We start from the raw sequence: 10,580 nt of genomic DNA, 5'->3' as shown, positions 1-10,580 counted from the left end.
GCCGATGCGGTGACGACATGCAAGCTTTACTTCAGCGCCGAGCAGCGCGAAAGGCTCGGCGGGCATTCAGCAGGCCGTGGGGATGGTCGTGAAGTGGTCACGGAAAAGCGCCTACTCAATCCAGAGCGGCGAATTCGTGATCTGCAAGACGACTCACAGCGGCGTCGACCGCTACACCCTCTGGCGAGGGTTTCAAAGCATCAGCGAACACAGCACGGCGAACGAAGCCAAGGCACGAGCAAAACGGGAGAGCGCGGCATGATGGCAGCGACCAAGCAACGACAGTACGACTACGGGCGGATGAGCATGATTGAACTGCGCGACCATGCCAAGCAGGCGCACCCCGAACACACGGATGACGCAGCGCGGGCCTACGTTGACCGCCTGATCGACTTAGAGCTGGAGCGACGCCTCGACCTACTCCATCGGCGCCCGGGCTGGCACGCGCACTCGCCCGTGGCCATGATCGGTTGCGGAGGCGGCGGTGGTGGCCGGCACGACCAGATGCTCGTTGCCTACGAGAAGGGAATCCCGAACAGCTACTGGCACGAGGTGGCCAGGGTGGTGCTGGGCAAACTGCCCACCCGCCGCTTGATGGCCCTGATGATCAAGGCGGCGAAGATGGATAGCCGGCTCGAGGGCCCCTGGTGCGCCACATTCGATCAGGTGGCCGCCGCCCTGGGCAGCTACGCCCAGATGCTTGGATGGCCTGGTGCATGTGTCGACGCGGCGCAGACGGTCGTATCGGTAGTCGAGACCAAAGTGCCGCGCAGTCACCGCAACAGCCAACACGTCTTCCCAATGCGCCCTGACGACGCAGAGCGCGAGATGGCCCGCATCGAGGCCGCAAAGGAGCCACGCAGGGAACGACGGGAGACCAAAGAGCGAAAGCCGATGTTCAAGGACGGCCAGGCGATCAAGGATGCTGCCAAAAATGCGCGGATCGAAGCAATTCTGATGGCAAAAGCAGGAATCGCTTGACATTTTCCATTCTCAAAATACAATTCATGTAAGCTCGCAGTACGACCGTCAAGAGCCAGCACACTCCAAGGCCCGCCCTCACCGGCGGGCTTTTTCGTTGGGCCTCTAGCTCACTTGGCGAGAGCGTCCGGCTCTTAACCGGAGCGAGAGGGTTCGAAACCCGGAGTCCCACCACATCCTGCGCCCTGGCCTCACGCCGGGGCGTAGTTCGCTATGCCGCCCTGCGAGCCTTCCCTCGCCCTGGTCGGGCGGCACCCTTTCCCGTGGAGTTGACCAATGAGCACAGCTGACTTGCACCACGGCGTAAAGCCGCTCCCTTTGTCGAAAATGACTGACGCCAATGGGAAGCGGCTGATCATCGATGGCCGAGTGATACCCGGTCTTATACGCCTTTCTCAGGACGGGGGTAAAACTCGCCTTTCGTATCCGTGATCAGAGTGTTGATGAGGGTACTGTACTGCTCTCGAGCGGCTTCAGTATCGGGAAGGTTCCCAAAGGGCCAGAGCTCTTTGTACCGATACCCCAGGCCAGTCAGCATTTCCTGCTGTATGCCATATGAATGGCGCAAAGTCTGCGATACCGCAGTAAGTGAAAGCAGCGTCGCCATTTGCGCGGCGGCATTCACGTTCCGCTGCTCCACCAGAGCTTGCTCAAGCTGATCGACTTTCTCTTGCAGAGCCGTCAGTCGCCTTGCGTCGTCTGTCATTGTTGCCTCCATGGCTTGTGGTGAGCTTGGAGCATATCAACGGCGTTGAGCGCGATCTACGGCCCCCTTCCCGTGATGACGCCGCCACCTGGTGTCTTTGCCCGTTCCTGCGGGCTGTTTTATTCGAGGTGCATGATGATGGCGCTCCAGACACAGACGCTGTTCATCAGCGCCGGCCACTCGATGTCGGATCCTGGCGCAAGCGGTAACGGCCTGACCGAGGCTGACGTGGTGCTCGACTTCCGCGACCGGCTCTGTGACTACCTCACCGACAAGCTGGTATTTGGCCGAGATGGCCAGCCAGGCCAGAACCTGCCGCTACGTCAGGCCTGCGAGATGGCGAAGCGCCACGACGTCGCTGTCGAGTTCCACTGCAACGCCTTCTCCAAGCCCGCCGCTACCGGCGTCGAAACACTGTCGGATGCGAGCGGCAAGCGGCTAGGCGCCCTCCTCTGCCACTCAATGGCGAGCGTCATGGGCATCGATAACCGAGGCGCGAAAGGCGAAGGCTCTGGTCAGCACAGCCGGCTGGCCTTCGTCCGTGCCGGCGGGATCATCGTCGAGCTGTTCTTCATCACGAACCCGAATGACCTGGCTGCATACCGCGACAACCTCGATGCCCTGGTAACCGAGGTCGGCCAAGTGCTGATCGCCGAGGTGTGCGAGCCCGAGTATTCCGACGCTGCCTAAGAGCGGCGCGGACACAACGCTTGAATACGCAGACCGCGAAAGCGGAAAACACACCAGCCCGAGAGTCCTTATGGCTGAACAAGACGATCCTCTCGAAAGGCTGGAGCGCCGCGTCTGCACTGACCCCCAGTTTTCAGAACAAGACGTCGCCCTGATCCACGAGGTGCTGCGAGCCTATCGCGGCTGGAAGTCCCTCGGTTGGGCCGCCAAGTGGGTGACGATGATCCTGGCCAGTCTTGCGGGCGCTCTGATGGCATGGAAGACCGTAGCCGAGGAGATACGCAAATGGCTTACCGGATAGCACGCTGGGCCCTTAGCTGGCCCGCCTTTTTCCTGGCCCTGGGCTGGCTTGGGCTGTTCTCGCAGACAGACACCGCTGCACGACTCCATGGGTCGGTGCTCCCGGTGGTCACAGAGATGCAGATCGAGAGCCTGGCCGAGACGGAATACCTGGGCCGCCCTGCCACGATCGTGAGCGGTTCGGCAGTCAAGAATCGGGAGTGCAGCTTCCGAGGCGTCGAATGGGCGCTCGAGGGTCAGGCCGGCATGGACGTGAAGGTCGACGCCTTCTTCAAGGATGCTCCGATGATCCGTGGCGAAGGCGTACAGCACTGGCAGGCGCTGATCGTTGGCGTCCCCCCTGATCAACTACCCGACACCCGGGGCGTCGTCCGGCATGAATGCGGACGCTTCCCCGCCATCACGTCGCTCTACAGCGGCGAGTGAGGCCAAGCATGAACTGGAGCGACGTTGGTGGATTCCTATCAGAGATCGCACCGAGCGTTGGCCAAGCGCTCAAAGAGGCTGCCCCTGGCATGGCGCAGGTGGCCGTCACAGCGGCTGGCAATGCCGTTGTACCTGGCGCTGGTGGCTTGGTCGGTGCTGCTCTGGGTAAGCGCGTCGCTGACGCTCTGGGCACTGAGGCCACGCCGCAGGCGGTAGTGAGCCAAGTACAGACTGACCCGGAAGCGGCCAAGGCGAAACTGCGCGAACTCGACATCGAGCTGACCCGGCTCTACCTACAGGATCAGCAGGACGCCCGGGCAATGCAGGTCGCCACGCTGCAGGCTGACAACGCCGGCTGGCTGGCCCGCAACTTCGTGTACCTGCTCGGCACTCTGGTGATCGTCGCAGTGTTCGCCTACATCGGCGCGGTGACGTTCGTCGAGCTGACGCCCACCGGGGAACGGTATGCCGACATCGCGGTGACGGGTATTGCCGCAGGCTTGATCAGTAGCGTTACCGGATTCTTCCTCGGGCGCCGACAGCGGCAAGAGAGCCAAGCGCCCCGCACGTTCATGGACGCGATCCAGAAGAGGTAGTGGAAAATCCAAGCCGTACGTAGGGTGTGCAATGATACCTAGTAGGATCCACTTTTCAGTGCCATTTTGGCTAAAGTAATGCGGCTATAGGCCGATGGGTATAGCTCCAGCACACTTTAGGAACCAGAATGAAGAAGTCCGCAATTACTCTCACGGCCATGGCCGCCTTGCTGAGCGCTACGTATGTCCAGGCCTTCGGTGAACTCAATAGCTGGTCCACGGGCTGGGGCCAAGGGGTGACCGAGTACGTGGCGGTGAACTCCAACGGCGATGAGCTTTACATTGCTTGTGACCCATACTCTCCCGTTTCCATGAGCCTAACAGTGGGCGAACGGAGCTATGGCGCTAACAGCGGCGGCGGATTCTCACTGCTTATCGACGGGCAAGAAATTCAGCACCCCTACGAAACTGACTCTAGGGTCGGCTCAGATACTTTCTACTATGCCTGGGAAGCACTAAGAAAAGCGCAAACCATCATTGCTGTGACAGCAGACGGAACCCGTGTTGAGCTTCCTATCAATGGGTCAGCAAAAGCACTCGATTCGACCGAAAGCCCGGCGTTCCCTTGCACCACTGGGTTCGATCTATAGCCGACCGGTTGGCCTTTCACGCCCTATGTCTTGTAGGGCGTTTTCGAAACCGTTCTCGAAGTTACTGAGACGATAGCGGGTTGCGCCCCACCCTAGGGCATTGGGGCGTTGCGTGCGTCCGAAATTCCTCGCATTCATGGACTTGTCAGCTACGAAGTGAATTCGTGTTCACTCAGTAAGAGTCAGTATCGCGGTTGAGCTTTTCGGCTTCTCGCTCCGCTGCTTCGCAGTCGTGGTAGGAAGCAATCACATCGTCGTTCAGATGCGTATCGACCACCTGCCAGTAATCGACCTTGGTGCTGTCGGGGTCGGTGAGCACTGAGCGAACTTGGAATCTGGCAGGCATTCTGGAGCGACCTCGCAATGGAAGGGGCTGCCCGAGGATTCTATCTGGCAGGCCGTGAGTTGAAAGATAGGGCTGCAGCTTCGGCACGAGCTTCTTCCTCGAGGGCATGCCGCGAAACAACCTCTCTGGATTCTTCATTGTAGTGCTGAGAAAGCTTAACTACCGCCCACCGCACCCGCCGGCTCTTAGCGGTTAGGTAGCTCTCGACCAAATACTTGTCCACCTCCAGGTCTCCTACAGATCGACTAAGGCGGTGGCAGAGTATGCTGAGAACGAACCTATGGCAACAGCCTACTCATCGGTATAGCAACAGTTTCGATGCACGCCCATGCCCAAGGCTGATGTAAGACGCTTGAGCTTAGCGGTCGCTCCGTACCCACCCAGGCCCTAGCTCAGCACGCTAAACACCCTGCAGCACCCGGAGGTGATCCCCTGGCTACCAAGGCCCGGCGTCGATAGACGATTCACCCGGTGACCGCCCTTCGGAGAAAGCTCCCAAGGGCCCTATTCAGTCTGTCGTGTTGAGCAATCCACTACACCGACAGCGGATGACGGATAAATCCCCGGCGATATATTCGCCTTGCGTCAAGTAAACAGAACCACCCAAGCCCTGGCGCCCGCCGGGGCTTTTTTGTACCTGCGCCACGCACGGCGTAATAACCCAAGAGCCTTTCAGAAAGAGCCCAGGTGAAGCGTCGGTAAAGCTGGCGAGCTTCTCTTGGGGCTGGCGTTTCTGTGCGACTGGGCTCTTTGCTAAAAGGAAAACGCACCATGCGCAACGTTGTCCCCTTCGACTACCAAGGCCAGTCAGTCCGCTTCAACGCTGACGGCTGGATCAATGCCACCGACATCGCCAAGCGCCACGGAAAGCGCCTGGATCACTGGCTCGAGAACACCGAGACGCAACGCTACATGGAATCTCTGGCTCGGCATCTAAATACCCCTGATTCCGGGTATTTGATTCGAGCCAAGCGAGGGCGCGGCGGCGGCACTTGGCTGCACCCCAAGCTGGCCGTGGCATTCGCTCGCTGGATTGACGTCGATTTCGGCGTATGGGCAGACATGCTCATCGACGACATTGTTCATGGCCGCGCCACTCTTCGCCAGCAGCTAGATGATGCTTGCCGGGCATTAGATGATCAGAAGCAGCGCGGCAGTATGGCCGGCAGCGAGCTAGCCCGACATCGTTGGGTCAAGCCGCCGCTGGAGCAGAGAGTCGCCTATCTCCGCGACCAGATGCAGCTCAAGCTGGACGTGGCATAAGCAAACGGGGGTCAATCTGACCACCCCTCACGATCCAGGTCCGCATGCTCGAGGATCAGATGCAACTGCGCCTGCTTGCATGACCGTATTGCTCACGGTAGCTGGCAAGTCCGTCCGCCGTGAGCTCAGCACCGCTTATTCAATGAGGCAACCATGGCACGACCAACCAAGTACAAGGCTGCGTTCGCCGAGCAGGCCCGCAAGCTGTGCTTGCTGGGCGCCACGGATGCCGAGATGGCCGATTTCTTCGAGGTTACCGAATCCACGATCAACAAGTGGAAGAAGGATCACGCGGCGTTTTCGGAGTCCATAAAAAACGGCAAGGTCATGGCCGATGCCGAAGTGGCCTCCCGGCTGTACGAGCGCGCCCTCGGGTATAGCCACCCCGAAGAGAAGGTGTTCAACAACCAAGGCGAGATCGTCACTCACCAGACGACCAAGCATTACCCGCCTGACACTACCGCCGCCGCCATATGGCTGAACAACCGCAAGCCAGACAGGTGGCGCAACAAACCGGAACCAGACGGACAGGACGACGCGCCCCAACCGGTCAACGTCGTCTTCAAGGTGCAGGATGCCAGCGACCCCGATCGAAACCGAGGCGACGCTTAATCGCCCGCAAGGTCAGTTCCTGGCGATGCAGCAGAAGTTCCGGGCCTACGTGGCCGGCTTTGGCTCTGGCAAGACGTGGGTCGGCTGTAGCGGAATCGGCGCCCACGCTTGGCAACACCCGCGCATCAATATGGGGTACTTCGCCCCGACCTATCCTCAGATCCGGGACATCTTCTACCCGACCATCGAGGAGGTCGCGCACTCACTCGCCTTGCGCGCTGAGGTGCGAGAGGCAAACCGCGAGGTCCACCTGTATAGCGGCCGGCAGTACCGCTCCACGGTGATATGCCGCTCGATGGACAAGCCTGGCAGCATCGTCGGTTTCAAGATCGGACACGCCCTGGTCGACGAGCTCGACCTGATGGCTACTGCCAAGGCCGAAATGGCCTGGCGCAAAATCATGGCGCGGATGCGCTACAAGGTCGACGGGCTCAAGAACGGCATCGACGTTACGACGACGCCCGAGGGGTTCAAGTTCGTCCACCAGCAGTTCGTCAAGGCGCTTCGTGATAAGCCGACCATGGCTCAGCGCTACGGCCTGGTTCAGGCATCGACCTATGACAACGAGGCGAACCTGCCAGATGACTACATCGATGCTCTGCTGGAGGCCTATCCGCCGCAGCTGATCGATGCCTACCTGCGTGGCCTATTCGTCAACCTGACCACTGGCACTGTCTACCGTCAGTTCGATAGGGCGCTGAATGCTTGCATGGACACCGTGCAGCAGGGCGAACCGCTGTTTATCGGCATGGACTTCAACGTCGGCAAGATGGCGGCGGTGACCCATGTGAAACGTGACGGCGATCCTCGTGCGGTGGACGAAATCATGGGGGGGCACGACACCCCCGACATGATCCGCCGCATCAAAGAGCGCTATTGGCGCTATGACGGCGACGATTACATCAAGACCTGCGAAATCCACGTATACCCCGACGCCTCGGGCGACTCGCGCCGGTCAGTGAATGCGTCGACAACGGACATTGCTCAATTGCGTGACGCCGGCTTTCGGGTGGTGGTGAACGCCAGCAACCCACCCGTCAAGGACCGCGTCAACTCGATGAATGCGGCGTTTTGCAACGCCAAGGGCGAGCGCCGTTACAAGGTAAACCCCCATGCATGCCCAGCTTATACCGACGCGTTAGAGCAGCAGGCATGGAACAAACAGGGCGAACCTGACAAAGAGAACGACAAGGATCACCCCAACGACGCTGCCGGGTACTTCATTGTGAAGGATTACTTGGTCAACAAGCCGAAGGTCGGCATGAAACGCATTCGAGGACTCGCCTGATATGCCTGTCACCACGACACACCCCCAATACGACGACAAGCTCACTGATTGGGAGCTGATGCGCGACAGCATCGAAGGGGAAGGCGCTATCAAGGGTGCTGGCATCGGCTACCTGCCGAAGACCAGCGGTCAGCTGGCCCTCGAGCACCAGGCGAAAACCGACGAAAGCGCGATGCTGTCGCTCGACGAGGCCCGGGAGATCTACCAGTCCTACAAGCGGCGCGCCCAATACCCGCTGTGGGTGAAGGACTCACTGCGTACGATGATGGGGCTTGTGTCTCGCCAGGAACCCGAGATAAACCTACCGACCTCCCTAGCCTCCCTTCAGGACGAGGCCACGGCCGATGGCTTCCCGCTCAAGACGCTGTTTCTTCGCTCAGTGCTGGGTCTGCTGGCCTATGGCCGACAACCTCTACTCGCTGACTGGGATGGCGACGGCCGACCCTATGTGGCCCTCTACGGCGCGCTCGACGCCATCAACTGGCGCGAAGCTGACGTCGACGGGCGCCGCGACCTGGTGCTGAGCGTGCTGCGCGAGGCCGTACACCAGGGTGACGAGTTCAGTCACGACAGTGAGGCCCGCTACCGAGTGCTCGACCTCAACGAGGGTCGATACCGGGTGCGTCTGCTGGATGAGCATGGTGAAGCAGTCGGCGAGGAAGACATGCCGGGCACTAACCAGGCGCCGCTCGACTTCATCCCCCTGGTCTTCTTGGGCAGCACCGACAACAACGCCGACACCGACGAGATTCCTCTGCTGACCATGGCGAAGGCGGCGCTCAAGAGCTACCAACTCTCGGCGGACTACTACACCAGCCTCCATTACACCTCGCATCCCCAACCGTGGATCGCCGCGGACCTGGGCGAGGACGAGCAATTCAGTGTCAGCGGCCCCATGGCCGCCTGGAATGTGGGCAAGGACGGCAAGGTCGGGTATCTGGAATTCCAGGGTGCTGGCATCGAGGCCAACCGCACAGCGATGCAGGACCAGCGAAACACCGCGCTGGAGGCTGGGGCCAGAGTGATTGATGCAGGGGCCGACGAGTCCGGCGAGGCCCGCAAGGCCCGCCAGAGCGATCAACACACCAGCCTGTACAGCGTCGTGGTTACCGCGGCCGAGGGCATTGAGCAGCTGCTTCGCTACTTCGGCCGCTGGCTGAACCTGCCGCAGGCCGACATCGATGCCATCGCGTTCAAGGTCGAGCCCAAGTTCTCGAAGGACGAGGTGGATGCGGCGATGCTCCAGATCGTCCACAACATCGTCATGTCCGGCAGCGCGCCCCGCGAGGTGCTGTTCGACTCCCTCCGCAAGGCAGGGCTCACGGACAAGAGCGACGAGGAGCTCGAGTCCATGACTGAGGCAGGCGCGCCGGCACCAACTGAGGGCATGTGATGGCCGAGTTCGACGAAAGCCGGGAGATCGCCCAGCAGAAGGCGTTCGACGCCATCTTGCGCCACGCCCTGGCCGTCGAGCGCAACAACAACGGCCTGGTGGCCGACATGAACGCCGTGGTCGATGACGCCTCGAAGCGGCTGGCCGTCGATCTGGGCGAGCGCCTAGATAACCTCACCGATGGCGAGCTGATGGCGCTGTCCCGTTACCGCGCCGGCACGCGCACCGATCGCTTGCCGACCCGGGTGCAAGGCGTCATCAAGCTGATCGACAAGTGGGTCGAGTCGCTCGGCGCCGGCATCATGGCGACCTGGCAGGCCGAGGCGGTGGCGTTCGTCGAGAGCGAGATCGATTTCACCAACGGCCTGATGGCTAACATCCTGGTCGAGTCAAATGCGGCGGCTGTTAGTGCTGACGCGGTCTACCGCAAGGCCATGGAGACGCCGGCCCTGGGCGTGTTTGTCGAGGGCGCGCTTCGTGACGTGTCCCGGCAGACGCGAGAGCGGGTTTACGCCAAGGTCCGCGAGGGCATAAATGCCGGCCAGGCCAACAGCGAGATCATCCGGTCGCTGCGCGGCACGCCTGGGGCTCGCTACAAGGACGGTGCGCTCCAGACGACGCGGAACAACCTGTCGAGCATCGTCAGGACTGGCCGTTCGCACCTTTCGACGACAGCTCAGGACGAGACCTACCGCGCCCTCGGCGTCGAGCAGGTGGTGTTTGTGGCCACCCTTGACGGACGCACGACGCTCCAATGTGCCAGCCTTGACCAGGCGACCTATGATGTCGGCGGGACCTATCCCAAGCCGCCACTTCACTGGAACTGCCGCTCGACTATCGCGCCCTACTTCGGTGGCGACATCGCCGGCAACCGGCCGTTCGTGAAGGCGTTCAAGCCTATCCGCCAGATCCGACGCGACAAGCGCCCTGACGGCATGGTCGGCCAGGTGCGCGCATCGACGAGCATGGCCGACTTCCTCAAGCGGTCGGACAATGCCGCATTCGCCAAGCAGTACTTCGGCGAGAAGCGGTTCCGGCTTTTCAAAGAGGGTCGCTTGACCATCAAGCAAATGATCCGCGCCGATGGCTCCCGATACAGCATCGAGGAGCTGCGCCGCCGGCACCGCGAGGACTTCGAGGCCGTGTTCGGCGATGCCGCCTAGTGTAGGCTGGCGTCATGGATCATGAACCCTGCGACACCTGGTTCGAGGAGTTCTGGCGCCTGTGGCTTCGGCGGCAGGCCGGCCTCGCTGCGCCCGAGGACCGGGTTAAAGAGCAGGCCATGTGGCTCATGAGCTACGAGATACGACGACGCATCGAGAAGTGGGAGTAGCCCACAACGATTCAACCCCAAGCCCCGCCATCGAGCGGGGCTTTTTCATGCCCGGA

General features: G+C 61.1%; 14 protein-coding genes. 12 read left to right on the top strand and 2 right to left on the bottom strand.

The window, feature by feature from the left end; translation table 11 throughout:
- The first annotated feature begins 258 nt into the window (after positions 1–258).
- The gene (locus NFI08_RS16355) at positions 259–981 is read left to right on the top strand and encodes a hypothetical protein (protein WP_349590721.1); all 723 of its coding nucleotides are present in this window, start codon (positions 259–261) and stop codon (positions 979–981) included.
- 382 nt (positions 982–1,363) lie between these two features.
- Here the strand turns inward: NFI08_RS16355 and NFI08_RS16350 are convergent, their stop codons facing one another.
- Positions 1,364–1,687 (bottom strand): hypothetical protein, encoded by a 324-nt coding sequence (locus NFI08_RS16350; protein ID WP_045995098.1) that lies wholly within the window; start codon positions 1,685–1,687, stop codon positions 1,364–1,366.
- A gap of 138 nt (positions 1,688–1,825) precedes the next feature.
- On the opposite strand from NFI08_RS16350, the gene NFI08_RS16345 reads away from it, so the two are divergent.
- The 5 genes from NFI08_RS16345 (at position 1,826) to NFI08_RS16325 (ending at position 4,289) form a co-directional block, all read left to right on the top strand.
- Positions 1,826–2,377, top strand: a complete 552-nt coding sequence (locus NFI08_RS16345) for an N-acetylmuramoyl-L-alanine amidase (protein ID WP_349590718.1) — start codon at positions 1,826–1,828, stop codon at positions 2,375–2,377.
- 70 nt (positions 2,378–2,447) lie between these two features.
- Positions 2,448–2,678, top strand: coding sequence for a hypothetical protein (locus NFI08_RS16340; protein ID WP_045995096.1), 231 nt, complete (start codon positions 2,448–2,450; stop codon positions 2,676–2,678).
- Entirely contained in the window at positions 2,663–3,103 is a 441-nt protein-coding gene (locus NFI08_RS16335; RefSeq protein ID WP_349590715.1) for a hypothetical protein, read from the top strand. The genes NFI08_RS16340 and NFI08_RS16335 overlap by 16 nt, the downstream gene beginning before the upstream one ends.
- 8 nt (positions 3,104–3,111) lie before the next feature.
- Positions 3,112–3,699 carry a hypothetical protein gene (locus tag NFI08_RS16330; RefSeq protein WP_349590714.1) on the top strand — a complete coding sequence of 196 codons (588 nt, stop codon included), beginning with the start codon at positions 3,112–3,114 and terminating at the stop codon, positions 3,697–3,699.
- A 128-nt stretch (positions 3,700–3,827) separates the two neighbouring features.
- Positions 3,828–4,289, top strand: a complete 462-nt coding sequence (locus NFI08_RS16325) for a YfjT/YkfB family phage-associated protein (protein WP_349590711.1) — start codon at positions 3,828–3,830, stop codon at positions 4,287–4,289.
- 172 nt (positions 4,290–4,461) lie between these two features.
- Here the strand turns inward: NFI08_RS16325 and NFI08_RS16320 are convergent, their stop codons facing one another.
- Positions 4,462–4,722 carry a hypothetical protein gene (locus NFI08_RS16320; RefSeq protein WP_349590708.1) on the bottom strand — a complete coding sequence of 87 codons (261 nt, stop codon included), beginning with the start codon at positions 4,720–4,722 and terminating at the stop codon, positions 4,462–4,464.
- Positions 4,723–5,406: 684 nt separating this feature from the next.
- Here NFI08_RS16320 and NFI08_RS16315 point away from each other — a divergent pair.
- From NFI08_RS16315 to NFI08_RS16290, 6 genes are all read left to right on the top strand, one after another.
- Positions 5,407–5,898, top strand: coding sequence for a KilA-N domain-containing protein (locus NFI08_RS16315; RefSeq protein WP_349590705.1), 492 nt, complete (start codon positions 5,407–5,409; stop codon positions 5,896–5,898).
- 153 nt (positions 5,899–6,051) lie between these two features.
- Complete coding sequence (locus NFI08_RS16310) at positions 6,052–6,510, top strand: terminase (RefSeq protein WP_108448743.1); 459 nt, start codon at positions 6,052–6,054, stop codon at positions 6,508–6,510.
- Positions 6,473–7,798 carry a terminase large subunit domain-containing protein gene (locus NFI08_RS16305; RefSeq protein WP_348826514.1) on the top strand — a complete coding sequence of 442 codons (1,326 nt, stop codon included), beginning with the start codon at positions 6,473–6,475 and terminating at the stop codon, positions 7,796–7,798. Before NFI08_RS16310 ends, NFI08_RS16305 begins: the two co-directional genes overlap by 38 nt.
- Before the next feature lies 1 nt (position 7,799).
- Positions 7,800–9,191: a DUF4055 domain-containing protein gene (locus NFI08_RS16300; protein ID WP_349590700.1), complete on the top strand. Its 1,392-nt coding sequence runs from the start codon at positions 7,800–7,802 to the stop codon at positions 9,189–9,191.
- Complete coding sequence (locus NFI08_RS16295) at positions 9,191–10,354, top strand: phage minor head protein (protein WP_349590698.1); 1,164 nt, start codon at positions 9,191–9,193, stop codon at positions 10,352–10,354. Before NFI08_RS16300 ends, NFI08_RS16295 begins: the two co-directional genes overlap by 1 nt.
- Positions 10,355–10,368: 14 nt before the next feature.
- Positions 10,369–10,524, top strand: a complete 156-nt coding sequence (locus NFI08_RS16290; protein WP_349590695.1) for a hypothetical protein — start codon at positions 10,369–10,371, stop codon at positions 10,522–10,524.
- The last annotated feature ends 56 nt before the right edge of the window (positions 10,525–10,580 follow it).

This window comes from Halomonas sp. EF61, assembly GCF_040147045.1.
GTDB classification, from domain to species: Bacteria; Pseudomonadota; Gammaproteobacteria; order Pseudomonadales; family Halomonadaceae; genus Halomonas; species Halomonas litopenaei.
Note: the sequence above shows the minus strand (reverse complement) of the source record. Positions and strands in the feature narration are given on the sequence as shown.

Coding starts and splice junctions, on each gene's coding strand:
- NFI08_RS16355 (WP_349590721.1), top strand. CDS start 259: ATGATGGCAGCGACCAAGCAACGACAGTACGACTACGGGCGGATGAGC.
- NFI08_RS16350 (WP_045995098.1), bottom strand. CDS start 1,687: ATGACAGACGACGCAAGGCGACTGACGGCTCTGCAAGAGAAAGTCGAT.
- NFI08_RS16345 (WP_349590718.1), top strand. CDS start 1,826: ATGGCGCTCCAGACACAGACGCTGTTCATCAGCGCCGGCCACTCGATG.
- NFI08_RS16340 (WP_045995096.1), top strand. CDS start 2,448: ATGGCTGAACAAGACGATCCTCTCGAAAGGCTGGAGCGCCGCGTCTGC.
- NFI08_RS16335 (WP_349590715.1), top strand. CDS start 2,663: ATGGCTTACCGGATAGCACGCTGGGCCCTTAGCTGGCCCGCCTTTTTC.
- NFI08_RS16330 (WP_349590714.1), top strand. CDS start 3,112: ATGAACTGGAGCGACGTTGGTGGATTCCTATCAGAGATCGCACCGAGC.
- NFI08_RS16325 (WP_349590711.1), top strand. CDS start 3,828: ATGAAGAAGTCCGCAATTACTCTCACGGCCATGGCCGCCTTGCTGAGC.
- NFI08_RS16315 (WP_349590705.1), top strand. CDS start 5,407: ATGCGCAACGTTGTCCCCTTCGACTACCAAGGCCAGTCAGTCCGCTTC.
- NFI08_RS16310 (WP_108448743.1), top strand. CDS start 6,052: ATGGCACGACCAACCAAGTACAAGGCTGCGTTCGCCGAGCAGGCCCGC.
- NFI08_RS16305 (WP_348826514.1), top strand. CDS start 6,473: ATGCCAGCGACCCCGATCGAAACCGAGGCGACGCTTAATCGCCCGCAA.
- NFI08_RS16300 (WP_349590700.1), top strand. CDS start 7,800: ATGCCTGTCACCACGACACACCCCCAATACGACGACAAGCTCACTGAT.
- NFI08_RS16295 (WP_349590698.1), top strand. CDS start 9,191: ATGGCCGAGTTCGACGAAAGCCGGGAGATCGCCCAGCAGAAGGCGTTC.
- NFI08_RS16290 (WP_349590695.1), top strand. CDS start 10,369: ATGGATCATGAACCCTGCGACACCTGGTTCGAGGAGTTCTGGCGCCTG.